The sequence below is a fragment of the Corynebacterium ciconiae DSM 44920 genome (assembly GCF_030440575.1).
GTDB lineage: Bacteria > Actinomycetota > Actinomycetes > Mycobacteriales > Mycobacteriaceae > Corynebacterium > Corynebacterium ciconiae.
Genome location: NZ_CP047189.1, coordinates 485215 through 501589 on the forward strand (window position 1 = coordinate 485215; position 16375 = coordinate 501589).

General features: G+C 61.0%; 13 protein-coding genes and 1 pseudogene. 2 read left to right on the plus strand and 12 right to left on the minus strand.

Features of this window, described 5'->3' with window-relative positions; genetic code table 11:
- Nucleotides 1-12: 12 nt before the first annotated feature.
- Nucleotides 13-441 (minus strand): annotated as a pseudogene (locus tag CCICO_RS02095) (EamA family transporter); the annotation flags it as partial.
- Between CCICO_RS02095 and CCICO_RS02100 the strand changes: the two are divergent.
- The gene (locus tag CCICO_RS02100; protein ID WP_083878232.1) at nucleotides 440-1879 is read left to right on the plus strand and encodes an aminotransferase-like domain-containing protein; all 1440 of its coding nucleotides are present in this window, start codon (nucleotides 440-442) and stop codon (nucleotides 1877-1879) included. The pseudogene CCICO_RS02095 and the gene CCICO_RS02100 sit on opposite strands and share 2 nt — an antisense overlap.
- A gap of 223 nt (nucleotides 1880-2102) precedes the next feature.
- Here CCICO_RS02100 and CCICO_RS02105 read toward each other — a convergent pair whose 3' ends face one another.
- The 6 genes from CCICO_RS02105 to CCICO_RS02130 form a co-directional block, all read right to left on the minus strand.
- Nucleotides 2103-3914, minus strand: a complete 1812-nt coding sequence (locus tag CCICO_RS02105; protein WP_018018811.1) for an ABC transporter ATP-binding protein — start codon at nucleotides 3912-3914, stop codon at nucleotides 2103-2105.
- Nucleotides 3911-5524: an ABC transporter transmembrane domain-containing protein gene (locus CCICO_RS02110; protein WP_083878233.1), complete on the minus strand. Its 1614-nt coding sequence runs from the start codon at nucleotides 5522-5524 to the stop codon at nucleotides 3911-3913. The genes CCICO_RS02105 and CCICO_RS02110 overlap by 4 nt, the downstream gene beginning before the upstream one ends.
- A 76-nt stretch (nucleotides 5525-5600) precedes the next feature.
- Nucleotides 5601-6983, minus strand: coding sequence for an MFS transporter (locus CCICO_RS02115; RefSeq protein WP_018018813.1), 1383 nt, complete (start codon nucleotides 6981-6983; stop codon nucleotides 5601-5603).
- 384 nt (nucleotides 6984-7367) lie between these two features.
- Nucleotides 7368-8240 (minus strand): metal ABC transporter permease, encoded by an 873-nt coding sequence (locus CCICO_RS02120; protein ID WP_018018814.1) that lies wholly within the window; start codon nucleotides 8238-8240, stop codon nucleotides 7368-7370.
- The gene (locus CCICO_RS02125) at nucleotides 8241-8939 is read right to left on the minus strand and encodes a metal ABC transporter ATP-binding protein (protein ID WP_018018815.1); all 699 of its coding nucleotides are present in this window, start codon (nucleotides 8937-8939) and stop codon (nucleotides 8241-8243) included.
- Between the two features lie 109 nt (nucleotides 8940-9048).
- Nucleotides 9049-10218 (minus strand): metal ABC transporter solute-binding protein, Zn/Mn family, encoded by a 1170-nt coding sequence (locus tag CCICO_RS02130; RefSeq protein WP_018018816.1) that lies wholly within the window; start codon nucleotides 10216-10218, stop codon nucleotides 9049-9051.
- A 79-nt stretch (nucleotides 10219-10297) separates the two neighbouring features.
- Between CCICO_RS02130 and CCICO_RS02135 the strand changes: the two genes are divergently transcribed.
- Nucleotides 10298-11434 carry a LacI family DNA-binding transcriptional regulator gene (locus CCICO_RS02135; protein WP_018018817.1) on the plus strand — a complete coding sequence of 379 codons (1137 nt, stop codon included), beginning with the start codon at nucleotides 10298-10300 and terminating at the stop codon, nucleotides 11432-11434.
- Nucleotides 11435-11463: 29 nt separating this feature from the next.
- Here CCICO_RS02135 and otsB read toward each other — a convergent pair whose 3' ends face one another.
- From otsB to thrE, 5 genes are all read right to left on the minus strand, one after another.
- The gene (gene otsB / locus CCICO_RS02140) at nucleotides 11464-12225 is read right to left on the minus strand and encodes a trehalose-phosphatase (RefSeq protein WP_083878235.1); all 762 of its coding nucleotides are present in this window, start codon (nucleotides 12223-12225) and stop codon (nucleotides 11464-11466) included.
- Between the two features lie 53 nt (nucleotides 12226-12278).
- A complete protein-coding gene (locus tag CCICO_RS02145) occupies nucleotides 12279-12725 on the minus strand; it encodes an META domain-containing protein (protein WP_167540131.1) in 447 nt (148 codons plus the stop codon).
- 23 nt (nucleotides 12726-12748) lie between these two features.
- A complete protein-coding gene (locus tag CCICO_RS02150) occupies nucleotides 12749-14263 on the minus strand; it encodes an alpha,alpha-trehalose-phosphate synthase (UDP-forming) (protein ID WP_018018820.1) in 1515 nt (504 codons plus the stop codon).
- Between the two features lie 81 nt (nucleotides 14264-14344).
- Nucleotides 14345-14728: a hypothetical protein gene (locus tag CCICO_RS02155; RefSeq protein WP_026161291.1), complete on the minus strand. Its 384-nt coding sequence runs from the start codon at nucleotides 14726-14728 to the stop codon at nucleotides 14345-14347.
- An 86-nt stretch (nucleotides 14729-14814) separates the two neighbouring features.
- A complete protein-coding gene (gene thrE, locus CCICO_RS02160; RefSeq protein WP_051067214.1) occupies nucleotides 14815-16284 on the minus strand; it encodes a threonine/serine exporter ThrE in 1470 nt (489 codons plus the stop codon).
- Nucleotides 16285-16375: the final 91 nt, after the last annotated feature.

Below are 16375 nucleotides of genomic sequence, written 5' to 3' on the forward strand. Positions count from 1 at the left end.
GACAACAGTGACTGCTCCAACGCTGGCAGCGCCCCAGAATGCAAGGGGTTGGCGCTGCCCACTGACCATGCTGGCGATGACCGCCGTACACATGGGAAGGGTGCCAATTACGACTGCGGAATGTCCTGTTCCGGTGGTTTGCAACGCTAGTGCAGTCAGCAGCGGAAACCCGAGGCAGGATCCTCCAGCGACGATCGTTAACGCCAGCCAGTCGCTTCGTTGCGGTGCTGCCACACGGAATCTCCATAGAGCTCCGATCGAAAGCAGCGCCGCTACCACTCCTCGAAGCCCTGTTGTGGTCCACGGACCAAAACTGTCCATTGCCCAGACTGTGCCGGGAAAGCTGAACGAAAAAGCAAGGACTCCGAGGCTGGCCAGTAGAAACCCAGACTGGAGTACCGCTGGCATTTTCCCAGTAGTATCGCTATCATGTATTCTCATGGTTTATGGTAGCAGTGCCGAAAAAGTTGTGGCAACTCTCACTCGTGAAATTGATAATGTTCCTCCAGGAACGCGCTTGGATTCCACGCGTATGCTCGTGAAACGGTTTGAGGTTAGCGCTTCAACCATTAGTGCTGCGTTATCGCTACTGTCCGAGCGGGGGCTTGTGGAAACGCGTCCTGGCGACGGTACCTATACGCTTCGACCTTTTACTGAAGCCGTTCCACGCGAGACATCTTGGCAAAACGGACTCCTTGAGATTCCTGCATCTCGTACACGAGCAGGAATACACAGAAAAATCGACGCCAGTGGATTGAGTACAGCGTTAAGTATTCCTGGCGTGGAGGTCACTGACCTCAGCAGTGGCTATCTGCACCAATCTCTGCAGCCTTTGTCGTTGCTGCAGAGAGCAGCATCACGCAGTGCTCGTCACCCTGATGCGTGGAAACGTGGACCACTTGCGGGGCTGGTCGAACTCCGTTCATGGTTTGCCCAGGAAATAGGTGGCGATCTTTCTCATTCGGACGTCACCATTTGTAGTGGTGGACAGGCCTCCCTGAGCATCCTCATGCAGGCATTATCGCAGCCCGGGGATCAGATCCTTGTGGAGGATCTCACCTATCCTGGCATTTTGGCCGCATCTCGAGCTGCAAGCCTCCACCCCGTACCGATACCTATGACTCCACAAGGTATGAATCTCGAAGCGCTCGAAAAGGTCTTGATTCAGACCCGCGCTCGGCTCGTAGTTGTCCAGCCGACAGCCCACAATCCCACGGGCATTACGATGCCGGGAGAGTGCCGAGATCGTCTGTTAGCGCTTGTAAGAAGGCATCACGCATTCCTTATTGAAGACGATTTTGCCCGCTATCTAAAGCATCACGATTCCCCGTCGCTATTGCCACCTTTGGTACGTGACGACACTTCGGGCGCGGTGATCCACATTCGTTCACTCACAAAAGCAGCATCTTCAAACTTACGGATCGCTGCCATAGTGAGTCGTGGTGACATTACGCAGCGCATCAGGGAGACTCAAGCCATCCATTCGATGCTCATTCCTACTCAGCAACAGCTTCTAGCCCTCGAACTTGTCAAGAGTCCTTCTTGGAAGCGGCACCTTCTCTCCTTGGGTAGAAGTCTTTCCCAACGGCGTATTGCAGCACTAGCGGCCATTCGGGAATATATGCCAACTGTTTCCGTTTCCCACCTGCCAACGGCGGGATACCACTTGTGGATGGAGTTACCCCAGCCTTGGCAAGCGGCCGATTTTGCCGCGGCTTCATTGGCGCAGAGAGTATTACTATCTGACGGTCGCCTCTACTCTTCGGCCGACTCGTCTTCGCGTTGTGTGCGCATTAGTTATGTGGCCGCACCAACACCGACGGACCTCACCAGCGCCCTTCGTCAACTAGGCTCGCACGTACTCGTTAGCAGCACCTGAAACCGGCCACGGTAGAATCACGCCTCAAACCTGTTACACTCACTTCGGTCAAGACATCCATACCTCGCCGTCTCGGGCTCTAGACCCGTCCGAGTCTGTCGCAAGCGTCACCGAGCACATCTGTGCTGGGATTCCGCTTCACGCAGCAGCGCCTCCCCTTATTTATCGATAGGGGAGGCGCTTTCTTGTAGTGATGGTCAGGTCACTGGCGAATGCGTGTGCTCTAGCCAGCCCACTGGGCGTAGAGGGCAGCATAGTGTTTGCCGTTGGCGATGAGCTCCTCGTGGGTGCCGTCTTCGATGATGCGGCCGTGTTCCATCACCAAAATACGGTCGGCAGTACGGGACTGGTCCAAGCGGTGTGCGATAACCAAAGCGGTGCGCCCCTCAGCGGCGCGTTGGGCAGCTGCCTCGAGATCACGCGCGTAATCCGACCCCGCTTCGGAGGTGGCTTCGTCCAAGATCAGCACGGGTGGGTCTACCAGCCCGATGCGGGCGAGGGCGATTTGTTGCATCACTTCCGGTGCCAGATCCTCATGCCCGGCACCCACTTCGGTGTCTAGTCCTTGTGGCAACCAGCGTTGCCACAGCGGGGACTGCGGGTGCAGGCCGGCTTCGGCCAGCGCGGCCATCAGCTCCTCATCGCTCGCTCCTGGCCTAGCTAGCTGTAGATCCTCACGCAACGTACCGGAGAATACGTGCATCTCTTGGTTCGCCATACTGATGTGGCGAGCCACCCAGTTGTGGGACACCTCAGCGGTGTTGATGCGCCTGTGAGGGGTGTCCACGTAGATCGCACCTTCGCTAGGCTCTAGGAGCCCGCAGAGGAGCTGGGCGAGGGTCGATTTTCCTGCCCCGGAGGTACCCACCAGCGCGGTCGTGCTGCCCGCGGCGAGCGTGAGGTTCATCGGTTCGATCACATTCGACTGCCCGTCGTCGTAGCTAAAGCGCAGATTCTCTACCGTGATGGCGGGTGGAGTGGTGAGATCATCCTCGGTATCGGCTATATCGTGGCCGCTTAGTTGGGCCAGCGACACGGCGCGCCCGAGCGAGGTGGAAGCAGACTGGATCAAACTAGCGAAGTCGAGCACATTGAAAATATGGATCTCCATGCGAAACGCCAAGATGATTGCTGCAGCGGCCTGACCTGCAGTGATAATTCCGTGTACGGCCATCCACGAGCCTAAGGTGGTGGTGGCGAGTAGCAGGATGGAAAAGCCAATGTAGCCGCCGCCAAGGATGCGGGAATCGAGCGGTTTAATCACTCGTTCGGCCCGCACAACCCGCCACGAGGTGGTGTTCATGCGGGCGCCCGCCCAGCGCGAGAGCCCGTAGGCGCGGATGGTGTCGAGGCCACGAATAGAGTCCAGCAACACGTTGTTGCGCTGTGCCTCGGCGGCAGCTCCGCGGTTGACTGCATCCGGTAGGTCGCGAAGCGAGCCCCGAAGAAAGAGGGCCACCGGAAGCCCCACCAGCACCCAGCAGAGAAGGAAGAGGGGGTGGATCATCATCGTGGCGATGAGGGTGACAGGAAACATCACCACGGTGATGACCAACCGGGCTCCCACCATCGTGACTGTGCGGTAGAGGTTGTCGATATCACGAGTGAGACGAGTAATCACATTGCCCGTGCCGAGCTCAAGAATGCGCGGTGCTGGCGCGCGCAGCACCGCCGAAAGGCAGCGCTGGCGTAGCTCCACAGAGACGGTGCGGGTGAGGATTGCGAGCAAGTACACCACGAGTTCATTGGCGATCATGTGCACCACGGTGAGCACGCCAATGGCGATGAGTAGCCACATCACAGCCGATGCGCCGGATCCGAAGATTCCGTAGCTACCGCCGGAGAAGACGTCAATGGAGCGCCCCATCACCACCGAGCTCATGTTTTGGCACACCACAGCCACCACGGCTACTCCGAGCATCATGATCCACCACCAGGGGCGGGGATAGGAGGTGAGGCTGCGCAGGTAGCGCAGGCTCTCGCGAGGAGTGGCGGGTGGCAGTGCGTCTACCTCGAGCGTGTCTTTCTGGCTCATGAGCTGCCCTCCTTATCTAGTGGCATGGTTGGGGCTGGGTTGGGGGAGTCCGCGAGGATGTTATCGGCGGCTTGGCGCCATGCCCGAGAGGTGCTGATGACTACGGTGAGTTTCTCAGCACGGTGCTGTTTCACATTGGCCACAACGTGGGAGAGCGTGACCGCGTCCAAGCCCGTGGTGGGTTCATCAAAGATCAACACATCTGCGCCGGTGAGTACGGCTCGTGCCATGCCGACTCGTTGGCGTTGCCCGCCGGAGAGATTGAGGCCGGCTTCGCCGATGTCACCGGTGGGCATCTCGCCGTTGGGGCCATAGCCGCCGAGGCGGCGAACAATATCTTCACAGCACGCCACTTCGAGTGCTTGGCGCAGCTCGGCATCGCTGTGTAGCTCTTCAGGGTCGAGGTTTTCACGCAAGGTGGTAGCGAAGATCGTGCTCACATGGGGTACCCGCAGTCCTGCCCAGCAGGGGTCGCTATCTGCCACCACTAACCCCGTGGCAGTGGAATGGGCGGAGGGCTGCTTGGCGGGGGAGGTATCGAACTGTGTAACGAGATCATGAATGCGCTCCGCTGAGGCATTAGCTCGGGCGATGGTCTCGACCGATAGTCCGAGAGCCTTGCCACTCACCAACAACGCCGGTGGGGCGGTGAGCACGATGGTCATGAACTCGCCTGGGGTGATATCCCCAGAGTTCACAAGCGTGCCTGCGAGTGCCACGCAGGCAACAATGAACACCACGGGGCAGAGCTGCCGAGCGAGAGAGGCGTAGAAGGCAATGCGGGCGTCGTGCAGCATTGCTTTCAAGGACTCTGATGCGGCCTCATCGAAACGCTTTTCCGAGGTTCCAACAGCACCGAGGCCCTTGATCACTCGGGAGCCTTGGGCAAGATCGGTGCCGAGGGAGGTGGCGCGGGCCTCTGCGGCGCGGCGATTCGACGATACTTTGGTGATAAATCGGCCGGTGTAGATGGAGGCTGCAAGGGTGGCGAGGCCACCGAGAGGCACCAGTAGTGCTAGCCGGTAGTCGATAGGGATGGCCATGATGCTGGTGGCGATGAGCATCATGACCATCCCTAGAGGGAAGGTGTTGAGATACTTCGTTAAAGAAATGGTATGAGCATCCTCGTCAACGGTGCTCATCACTGTGCCCGGGGAGGTGTGAAGCCCATTCGCCCGCAATAATCGTTGAACCACGCCGTTGCGGATGCGGTGGGCGAGGCGCACACGGCCAAGATCAACAAAAACAGAGTTGTGAACCTCGGCGATCCAGCTCACCAGATACAGCGCGATGATGACGAGCAGTGGAACAACGACCTCGCCAAAAGAGACATCGATGCCGACGAGACGGTCAGTGATCACGCCAAGAAGCCGAGACACCACCACGGACACTGGAGCGACCGCAAGCCCCAAGGCGAGGGTGAGGGACGAGACCTTGGGGAAGGAGAAGAAGGCGCGCCACACGGCGCGAGTATTGCCGGGCCATGTTCCCTCGCCGGCAGCGCGGACGAGGGGGATTTCCTTTTCCTCGGGAGGGTCCGTGGGTGCGAACCACAGCCACGTAGGAAGCGGGCGCGGCCTAGTGAGCTGAGAAAACGATGTGCGAGGCATAGTGCCCAAGCTACAACACGAAAGTGAGATAGCGCACTATAACATCGTAGTGTGTTCTTTTATCCCAGCTCAGGGGCTAGGAAACGTGCGCCGATTCCGTCTCTGGCGCGGGCTGGAAACGAAAATGACTTTCAGCTTGCCGTGATTCGTGAGTAGGTGCCAAAGGAATGCCGGCACGCTCCCGAAGGATGAAGGCGCAGAAGAAGCCGATGCACGAGGCGAGCACCAGATAGATACTCACGGCGAAGGTTGTGCCCGTGGCGCCCACAAGAGCGGCAGCGATGGTGGGGGCAAAGGCCCCGCCAAGAATGGAGCCGAAGGCGTAGGTGATGGATACGCCCGAGGCGCGGATCGAGGCGGGGAAGAGCTCGGCATACATTGCGGACTGCTGACCGTAGGTTAGGCCCAGGCCGATGGTGAGCAGGATGAGCGCCATGTAGAGCTTGCTTACCTCACCGGTGTTCGTCAGCGGGAAGAGGGCGGCGGCGCCCACGGCCTGCAAGGTGAAGCCGATGAGGTAGGTGCCGCGGCGGCCGATATAGTCCGAGACCCAGCCGGCAAAGAGGGTGAAAATCATCCACGTCAGAGCGGAGACGGTCACTGCGTTGAGTACCACGGAGCGTTCGATACCGACATTATCGCTGGCATAGTTCTGGATGTAGCCACCGGCTGTCATGTAGCCTACGGCGGAGTTGCCGGCGAAGATCAGTGCGCCAGTAAGGACCACGGGCAGGAAGTTCTTGAACAGCACGCCGATGGGGTTGGTGACTTCCCCTTGCTTGCGCTCTGCGATTTCGGAGAACACGGGGGATTCGTCTACGCCGCGGCGCACGAAGTAGCCGATACCCACCAGCACAATGGAGATGAGGAAGGGGATGCGCCAGCCCCATTCCATGAAGGCATCACCGGGGGCAATGTAGGTCATGATCGACAGTGCGGCCGAGGACATCAACAGGCCCAAGGGGACGCCGATCTGCGGGCCGGCGCCGTAAATGCCGCGTTTGTTATTGGGGGCGTGCTCCACTGCTAGCAGTACGGCAGAGCCCCACTCGCCACCCGCGGAGATGCCTTGGATGATGCGCAGGGCGATCAATAGAACGGGGCCCCAAATGCCGGCAGTCTCGTAGGTGGGTAGCAGGCCGATGAGGGTGGTGGCCAGACCCATGGCGAAGAGTGTGACCATGAGCACCACGCGGCGGCCAACGCGGTCGCCGTAGTGGCCGGCCAGGAAGGCGCCCAGCGGTCGGAAGAGGAAGGAAAGGCCGACGGTGAGGAAGGCGACGACCGTTGCCAGTCCACCCTCGAGGGAGCCGAACATGGTGGTTTTGAACACCAAGCCGGCAACCGCGGCATAGAGGAAGTAGTCGTACCACTCGATGGCAGTGCCGATGGTGGTGGCCGCGAGGACGCGGCGTCGCTCGGCAAAAGAAATGCCCTGAGTGTGTGGTTCGTGTGCCATATGTATATCCGTGAGGTAGGAGGGAATTATGGAAATCGTCGCAAGTATATTTTCACCCGCCTCCCTTGGCAAACGTAGGACGTGTGGGGCGGGCAGGGTGTGCGGCGGTCACCGCGCCTTCGGGGTGAGGGGTTAGCTAGGCCGCGTTGCAGCGCCTAGTGTGCGCTGACTCACTAAACCCTAGCAAACGTTATTGAAATGAAATATTTCTCTATCATCCAGCGCACCGCCCATCGGGGGTCACAGCCATGTTAAAGCGGCAGCGTAGACCCATAAAGTGACAGTGGGGAAGAGTGCACAAAAATGTGCGCCCCTAGGTGCACACAGGGCACTCAGGGGCGCGGATGCTCGAGGTCTCAGCGAGTAGCGAATGATATGCGCGAGTTATGGGGCGTTGCAGTGCGGCTCTGAAGGCCGCTGCGCCGCGCTGATCCGGCGTCCGCGCACCGCACCCACCCCGCGGCACACCAAATAAATAAGAAAGGACAGGGTGGTGACAAATACTGACACCGGCAACCCTGGGGCGAGGGAGAGCACGATGCCGCCCACCGCGGCTACTTCGGCAAACACGATGGAATATAGCACCGCCCGCACCGGATGGGAGGTGATGTGAACGGCGGCCGCGCCGGGGGTAATGAGCAGGCTCATCACCAATAGCGCGCCCACAATCTGCACGGATTGGGCAGCGGTGAGACCTACGAGGATGGCAAAGCCGACAGCCACTAGGCGGGTGTTGATGCCGCTTGCCGCAGCCAGTTGTGGGTCGGCGCTGGCGAAGAGCAGCGGCCGCCAGAACACCACCACAGCGCCCACCACAATCACCACCACGGCTGCCAATAGCCACAGCGAGGAGGAGGACACGCCCACGATCTGACCGGTCAACAACGAGAACGCGGTGGAGGTTTTGCCGGGGTAGAGGTGAATGAACAGCACAGACAAGCCCATGCCGAAGCTCATCACCACCCCCACGGCGCTGTCCTGGCGCTTCATTCCGAGTAGCGCCAAGATGATTGCGGCGATCACCGAGCCCACCACAGCACCGACGCCGATGTTGAGCCCTGCCAGCAGGGCGGCGGAGGCGCCCATGAGGGCCAACTCTGAGGTGCCGTGCACGGAGAAGGACATCTGCCGTAGCACGATCAGGGGCGTCATCACCCCAGAGACGACCCCCAGCAGGGCTGCTGCGATGAGGGCATCTTGAACGAAGCCGACACTCAACAAATATGAGGTGTCGTTGACAAAGCTAGACAGATCCATTTACACCACCACCAAACGGCCGTCGACTTCGGCGACCGTCACCTTGGTTCCATAGAGTTCACTGAGCGTGTCCGAGCGCATCACCTCGGAGATCGTGCCGAGAATATGGCCCTTGGGGCCGATATAAAGCACGCGATCGGTCACCGACAGGATCGGGTTAATCGAGTGGGTCACAAACACCACCGCCATGCCCGCACGTCGCCGCTCATCAAGCCGGCGCACCGTGTCCGTGGCGGCGCGAAAATCGAGGGAAAGCAAGGGTTCATCGCAGAGCAACAGCTCCGGCTCGCCGCCGAAGGCCTGTGCTTGCCGGATGAGTTGCTGTTGCCCGCCGGAGAGCCGGCCCACTCGCTGCGAGCCAAAGCCGCTGGCCCCCACCATGGCGAGGAGCTCATCCACTTGGCCGGAGCGGGGGCGGCGTTTTCGAAGCACCCCGTGCGCCAAGGACAGTGACACCAGATCACGTGCGCGCAGAGGAAGTTCTGGGTCGAACATGCGCTGCTGGGGGATATAGCCGATCCTGTCCGTGGCGGACATCGCCCCAGAAGAAAGTGCGCGGTTGCCCATGATGGCGTGGAGCAGGGTGGATTTGCCCACGCCATTGGGGCCTAAGACGGCAAGAAACTCCCCCGGCTCGAGCTCGAGTGAGAGATCGTGCCATAGGGGAGTCACTGCCGCGCGTGTCAGCGAGAGAATCATTGCTGCAATTCTAGCCTTCTCACCCGCCGCCACTCAGGGAAGCATCAGCATTCTCTGGGCAGCGGCGGGCGGGCGTTGAGGTAGGTAGTAGGAAGTGGGCGAGCCGAGGCTAGTTTTCAACCTGTGCGGCCTTGTCCTTGAGCTCCTTGACGATGTCATCGAAGAAGTCAAAGAAATTCTGGCCCTTGGCCGGGGTCTCGGTGATCTCAACCACCGGAATGTCCTTGTCCTTAGCGGCATCGCGCAGGCGCTCGGTGTACTCAGAGGAAGTCTCCGGGGTATCCACCATCAGCTCCACCTCGCCATCGTTCACGCTCTCCAGTGCCGCGGCGAGCGCCGAGGCGGAGGGCTCCGAGTGGTTCAGGGTGGCCTTGCGGTACTCCTCCGGTGTCACGTCGTGGAACTCGGTGTGCAGGAACAGCTGGTCTGCAATCGGGTGGGTCTGCAGGAAGTGGATGTGCGGCAGCTCGTGTAGCTGCTCGTCCACGCTGTCCATACGCTTATCGACGCGACCCGCGTCCGCATCCACCTCTGGGTGGTCAGTGTCTAGGCGCTGGTCTAGGTCCTTTGCTACCTGCTTCACCAGCTCCGGGTTGAACCACGAGTGCTCGTTGTCCGCAGCGCCCTCGGCGTGCGAGTGAGAGTGGTCGTGTTCGGCCTCGTGATCGCCGTGGTCGTGGTCGTGATCGTGTTCGGCCTCGTGATCGCCGTGGTCGTGGTCGTGATCGTGTTCGGCCTCGTGATCGCCGTGGTCGTGGTCGTGATTGTGCTCGGCCTCGTGATCGCCGTGGTCGTGGTCGTGATTGTGCTCGGCCTCGTGATCGCCGTGGTCGTGGTCGTGATCGTGTTCAGCTTCATGATCGCCGTGGTCGTGGTCGTGATCGCCATGATCATGGTGATGCTCGGTGAGCGGCAGGGCGTGGATCACTTTCTCGTCGTTATCGAGGGCGCTGTAGAGCCAAGAGTCGTATCCGCCTCCGCCGACGATGATGTAATCGGCCTCTTCGACCTTCGCCATATCCGAAGCGGTCGGCTCGAAGGAGTGGGGGTCGATGCCATCGCCGTCAATGATCGGGGTGATGGTCACGGTGTCATCCTCCACCACTTCGTCGGCCACATCGGACCAGATGGAGGTGGAGGTGACGATGTTAATGCTGTCAGCCTGGGGGCTGGACTCGGCCGAGGAGCCGGACTCGCCCGAGTCAGAGGCGGAGGAACATCCGGCGAAGGCAAGGGCACCGGCGGAAACAATGCCGATGAGAGTTTTGGTGTGCTTCATACTCAACAGTGAACGTGTACTGAAAAACATTGTCAAATGGAAATCACTGAAAATCTGCGGCGTGCTAGATTTTTCTACTATGGGCACCAACTCTCGCACGCGTAGCACTGGGCGCAGCACCAACGGCAGCAGAGGCACTTTGGCTTCCATTGCCGCGGAGCTTGGTGTTAGCCGCACCACCGTGTCGAATGCCTACAACCGTCCGGAACAGCTCTCCGAGGCATTGCGGGAGAAAATTCTGGCCACCGCTCGCCGCGTTGGCTACACCGGTCCTGATCCCACCGCCCGGTCCTTGCGGATGAAAAAGACCGGCAATGTGGGAGTGCTGCTCACCGAGCACCTACCCTATGCCTTCGAGGATTCCGCCTCGGTGGACTTTTTGGCAGGCTTGGCGGAATCCACGGTGGGCCGCGATGTGGCGCTTACCCTTGTTCCCTGCGGCCCTGAGACCAGCGAGGATAAGGATCTGGCCGCGGGGGTGGTCAACTCCAGCTCGGTTGATGGTTTCGTGGTGTACTCGGTGTCGGCCGCCGACCCCTATCTGCAGGCAGCCCGGCAGCGCGGCTTGCCGCTGGTGATCTGCGATCAGCCCGATAAATACGAAGGGCTGCCCTATGTGGGCATTAATGATTATGATGCCATCGCCCCCGCTGCACAGGCGCTTATCGACGCCGGGCACCGCAACATCGGCATCCTCTGCATCCGTCTGGCCAATGTGCGTCACGATGGCTTCGTCGATGATAAGCGCCTTCATACGGCCACCATGAATGTGCAGCAGGATCGAGTACGTGGCGCGCTCGATGTGCTCGCTACCGCCGGTATCGACCCAGCCACGGTGCCGATTGTGGAACGCCACATCAATGATCGAGAAAATAACGTCGATGCTGCCCGCGAGCTACTTACCTCGCACCCAGAGCTCACCGCGGTGTTGTGCACCACAGACTCCATGGCCATCGGGGTGTTAGAGTACGCCCGCTCCTGCGGGCTGCGAGTGCCCGAGGACTTGTCGGTCACCGGCTTCGACGGCACCACCGTTGCGCTGCTGCGCAATCTCACCACCGTGATCCAGCCCAATAAGCGCAAGGGCACACTCACCGGAGAGCTGCTGAGCGCCGTGATCGACGCAGCTGAGGGAGGTCCAGAGCCAGAATCCACCTATGTACAGCTCGAGACCACCTTTAATGAAGGCTCCACCGTGGCACGGCCGCGGATATAGACAGCGAAGCGTCGATAAGCTGCTGGGCCTTATTTATAGTCGCGGCGAGCCTCGTAGAGGGCAGTAAACATCTCCGCCACGGCTTCGAGGTCATCGTCAATGCTTAGGTGCGCCGCCGTCTGCCCAGGGCCCACCTTCACGCCCAAGTCGTAATCGCCGAGCGCGCGGAATCCATCCTCGTCGGTCACGTCATCGCCGGCAAAAACCACGCAGTCGCAATTGAGTTGCTCACGCACCGCGTCGATCCACGTCCCCTTGGTGATGTCCAGCATCGCCAACTCCAGGATGTTCTTACCGACCTTGACTATCACGTCCTCGCCCGCCAGCGCTTCGCGGGCGCGGGCCAGTGCAACGTTGCGCTGATCGGGGTTGTTCATGCGGCGCACGTGAAACACCCGGTGGAAGGGCTTGTGCTCCACATAGGAGCCGGGAAAGTCTTCGGCCACAGCCTCGAGGGCGGCGGTGCACCGCTGCAGCACGGCCACCTGCTCATCGCTCAGCGTTACTGGGGAAGAAGAGGATTCCGCCCCGTGCGATCCCACCAGCATGATGGGGGCGTTAAGCTCCACAAGCGAGGTGAGATTCTCAAGGTCACGGCCGGACAAAATAGCCACGAAAGTATTGGGCAGCAAGGCGAGCTCTTCGAGAGCGTGCATGGTGCGCTCATTGATGGGCACCTGGGTGGGATCGTCGGCGAACCCGGCGATGGTGCCGTCGAAGTCAGAAACCACCAACAGCTTGATGCTCTTGGCGGCGTCGATAATGCGGTCGGTCATGCTGCTCATAGCCATAGCCACCCAGTGTATCCGCTCACGGCGGGCAGCACACCCCAGCCGAGGTGCGGCTAGAGGGCGGAAACGAGGCGCAGCGCGGGGGCGTCGATGTCCTCCTCCGCTGAACGCAGCACTAGGCTATTCTCCTTCAGATCTACATCCAGCTCGCTGTTAAGCAAAGAGACGATGTGCTCATGAAAATACTGTGCAGCGCCCTCGCAGTGGGGCTCGTCGATGCGCAGATGCTCGAAGCGAAGCTGGGTGGCGTCGGCGGAGGTCGAGCCCTCGCCGTCGCGGGTGTAGTGCACCTCGGCTTGGAAAGGAGCACAGCCAGTATCGCCTGCCATGGTGTGCTCGCCGAGAGCCAGCACCGCCTTGCCGGCGATGGAATCCGGCAATTGGGAAGGCGAATCCGGCTGGGTGTAGACATCAGTGATGTACCAGGCGGGGCCAGTGAGTGGGTTGGGTTCGGGCTGCTGAGAACCGCAGGCGGTCAGCAGCGCGAGTGTAGACGTCACGGCTAGGGCCGCACGCAGGCGCATCACTGCTCACCCCCAGCCTGGGTGTCGAGGGCGGAGAGGAAGGACTCGGCCCAATAGTGCACGTCATGGTCCATCACGGTGCGGTTCATCGCCTGCATCCGGTCGCGAGTATCGGCGGGGTCGTCCTTAAGATCCCGCACTGCAGACAACAGCGCTCGCTTAATGGACTCCACATCGTGGGGATTGCACAGATAGGCCTCCTGCAGCTCAGCGGCAGCACCGGCGAACTCGGAGAGCACCAGCGCGCCGTGTCCTTCGGGATGGGCGCACACATACTCCTTGGCCACGAGGTTCATGCCGTCTTTCAGCGGGGTCACCAGCATAATGTCCGCTGCCGCATAGAGGTTTACCAGCTCGTCTTTATCCACGGTGTGGTGTAAATAGTGCACCACGGGACGGCCGATCTCACCGAAGCGGCCATTGATGCGGCCCACGGTGTGCTCCACTCGGGCGCGGGTTCGTCGGTAGTGCTCGATGCGTTCGCGGCTGGGGGTGGCCACCTGCACGATGACGGTGGTGGCGGGATCGAGTGCCCCCGTTTCGAAGAGCTCCTCGCAGGCATCAAGCCTGGCCTCGATGCCTTTGGTGTAGTCCAGCCGGTCCACGCCCACGATCATCACCTCGGGTTCGCCGAGCGTGGCCCGCAGCGCGGGAACATCAGCTGTAGACAGTGCCGCGGTGATCTCGGAGGTGTCGAGAGAGATCGGAAAGGCCCCGATGTGCACGGTGCGCCCCGTCGCGGTGGTAACGGTTGCCCGGTAGCAGTGATGCTCGGTGTCCTGCTCGGACGATGAATCCGGGCAGTCATCCTCGGGGAATTCGCTCACATCCAGCTCATCGGGCTGGCCGGTGTGGGAGCCGGCGAGTCCGCCGACGCTCTTGGCCAGGTGCACGAAGTTGGCGGCGTCGCGATCGAGATGGAAGCCAATCACATCGGAGCCCAGCATGCCGCGCACGATCTCTTCTCGCCACGGCAGCTGGCGGAATAGATCAGGGGAGGGGAAGGGGATGTGCACGAACAAGCCGATGGTCAGATCCGGGCGCAGGTGACGCAGGATGCCGGGCACGAGCTGCAGCTGATAATCCTGCACCCACACGGTTGCGCCTTCGGCGGCGAGTGCGGCGGTGGCCTCGGCGAAGCGCAGATTCACCTCGCGGTAGGTTTCCCACCAGTGCCGGTGATACTCGGGAGTGACGATGAGATCGTGATACAGCGGCCACAGGGTGGCATTGGAAAAGCCCTCGTAGAACTCCTCAAAATCGCGCTGGCTGAGGGCAACGGGGTGCAGGTCGAAGCCCTTATCGGAGCGCAAGGGCTCGGGTTCGGCATCGGCAACCCCAGGCCAGCCCACCCATGCGCCCTCGTGGGCGGAGAGCACCGGCGTCAGCGCGGATACGAGTCCGCCGGGGCTGGGCACCCAGCGCTGCTTCCCCGTCGAGTCACGCTCGAGATCAACGGGGAGCCGGTTGGCAACGACAATAAAGGAATAGCGTTCACTGCTAGCGCTGGACACGGGCGGGCCTAACTTCTCAAGCGATGGATGATCGTGGCGCCGCCTATGTCTGTGCGCTCAGTGACGACGCCGCGCTGCGGTCTACGTAGCCTTCTTAGTGGCCTTAGAGCTGGCCTTCTTCGTAGCCTTCTTGCGCGTGGTCTTCTTCGAAGACTTCTTAGTGGCCTTCTTCGACGCTTTCTTGGAGGCCTTCTTGCGCGTGGTCTTCTTCGAGGACTTCTTGGTGGCCTTCTTCGACGCTTTCTTAGTGGTCTTCTTCTCTTCCGGCTCCTCGAACTCGGCGGCCACCTTGGAGTAGATCAACCCCTCCGGCTCGATACCGAGCATGCAGGATAGGGTGACAGCGTCGAGGAAATCCTCGGAATAGCTGGACACGATCTTTCGTGCAGCCTCGGCCGTCTCCTTTTCAACTGCGTGCAGCGACTCGGCGGCAGTGGAACGGGTGTCAGTCACCTTGGGTGGCAAGGATCCTCCTGTGAGAGTGAAAAGAAAGCGGAAACAGACGTCAAGGAAGCAATTATACGCCATGGGTGGCGCCGAGGGTGGGGCGCCTAGACGTGGTCGATGCCGGAGCGGGCCTCGTTGGCTGCTTGGGTGCCGTAGCGGCGGGGGCGTCGAATAGCGCGATAGGCGCGCATGATTGGCGGACGGCGCAGTTTGCGGGCGATCCACTCACCAAAAACCACGCCCGCGGCTAGCCCACCGGCGGTGGCAATGGCCAAGGCGATGTAGGTAAAGCCGTTGATGAGCTGCTCGTTCAGCATGGAATACATGCCGCGATACACCGCCAGGCCCGGCAGGAAGGGGGTGACTCCGGAGATAGCGATGATCAGCGGCGGGATCAGGAATCGGCGGGCCAGCAGGCCGCCGGCGAGGCCGATCATGGTGGCAGACATGGCGGTGGAGGTCAGCGCGCCCACTCCCAGCGGCTGCAGTACCAACAGGTGAAGGGAGAAGCCGGCTGCGCCGGTCAGCCATGCCACTGCCACGGTGGACCACTCCGCATAGGAGGCCACCGCGAAGGCTGCCGCTGCCAAAGAGCCTGCGGCCACCTTCACCACCGAGGAGGAAAACTGCAGCGGGGGAGAGGTTTGGATGGGCGGCAGTTCCACGCCGATCGCCGCGGCCACCTCAATGCCTAAGGCCACACCGCCGATGATGCCGCCGGTGATCAGCATCGTTTCAAAGAAGCGGGCGGAGGCGGTCACCGGTGCGCCGGTGATGCCGTCCTGCAAGGCCTGCACCAGGGTGAGGCCGGCGAGCAGCACGATGATGCCGGTAGCGATCACTTGGCTGGGGTTGAAGGACCAGCCCAGTTCGGTGGCGAGGCGATAGCCAAAGGCGGCGGGCAGGGTGGCGACGAAACCGCCAAAGACGTTCTGGAAAAAGGAGGGCATGCCCTGCCGGTCGAGCAAAATATTGACCACCATGATGGCCAGGGTGGTGGCAAAAGACAGCGAGGCTACCAGTGCGTTACCGCCGAGCAACACTGAGACGGCCGCTGCCATCGTGGCCCAACCGATCACCGCGATCTTCGCGCCATAGGGCGGCGGGGCGGCGATGATATCGCTGAGGATCTTATCGGCAACCTCTGGAGGGGTCGCGCCAGCCTGGATGGAGCGGATGAGCCGGTCGACGTCGCTGAGCTTGGAGAAGTTCACATCCATGCGCCCAGCGACGCGGAAAGCGCTCACCGGCCGACGGCGCTTGCCGCCCACGTGTGAGAACACAGTAATGGTGTTCATGGTGATATCCACGTGGCAGTAGTGCAGGCCATAGGAGGAAGCCACCGTGTGGATCTGCGATTTCACGTCGCTGTTGGCTGTGCCGGAGGAGAGCAAAATATCACCGATGCGGATGGCCACGTCCATCACAAAGGCCACTTGGTCGGCATCGGTGAGATCGATAGGGGCGAGTGGGGAGGGCGGCGCGGCTGCCTGAGAGGCGTCGATGGTGGCTACGCGGCCGGAGGGGAACACCCACTCTTTAAACTTTTTGGCACGAGAAAAAACGCTAGTCACGGAGGCGGAACTTCCCATTGTTGAGGGCATAGGATGAGGGGATACGCGCACACCCAGCGGTGGCGAGGCCGGGTCCGCAATTTTTGGGGCG

What these genes read in the sequence shown, in the direction of transcription:
- CCICO_RS02100 (WP_083878232.1), top strand. Translation starts at nt 440, where the DNA reads ATGGTTTATGGTAGCAGTGCCGAAAAAGTTGTGGCAACTCTCACTCGT.
- CCICO_RS02105 (WP_018018811.1), bottom strand. Translation starts at nt 3,914, where the DNA reads ATGAGCCAGAAAGACACGCTCGAGGTAGACGCACTGCCACCCGCCACT.
- CCICO_RS02110 (WP_083878233.1), bottom strand. Translation starts at nt 5,524, where the DNA reads ATGCCTCGCACATCGTTTTCTCAGCTCACTAGGCCGCGCCCGCTTCCT.
- CCICO_RS02115 (WP_018018813.1), bottom strand. Translation starts at nt 6,983, where the DNA reads ATGGCACACGAACCACACACTCAGGGCATTTCTTTTGCCGAGCGACGC.
- CCICO_RS02120 (WP_018018814.1), bottom strand. Translation starts at nt 8,240, where the DNA reads ATGGATCTGTCTAGCTTTGTCAACGACACCTCATATTTGTTGAGTGTC.
- CCICO_RS02125 (WP_018018815.1), bottom strand. Translation starts at nt 8,939, where the DNA reads ATGATTCTCTCGCTGACACGCGCGGCAGTGACTCCCCTATGGCACGAT.
- CCICO_RS02130 (WP_018018816.1), bottom strand. Translation starts at nt 10,218, where the DNA reads ATGAAGCACACCAAAACTCTCATCGGCATTGTTTCCGCCGGTGCCCTT.
- CCICO_RS02135 (WP_018018817.1), top strand. Translation starts at nt 10,298, where the DNA reads ATGGGCACCAACTCTCGCACGCGTAGCACTGGGCGCAGCACCAACGGC.
- otsB (WP_083878235.1), bottom strand. Translation starts at nt 12,225, where the DNA reads ATGGCTATGAGCAGCATGACCGACCGCATTATCGACGCCGCCAAGAGC.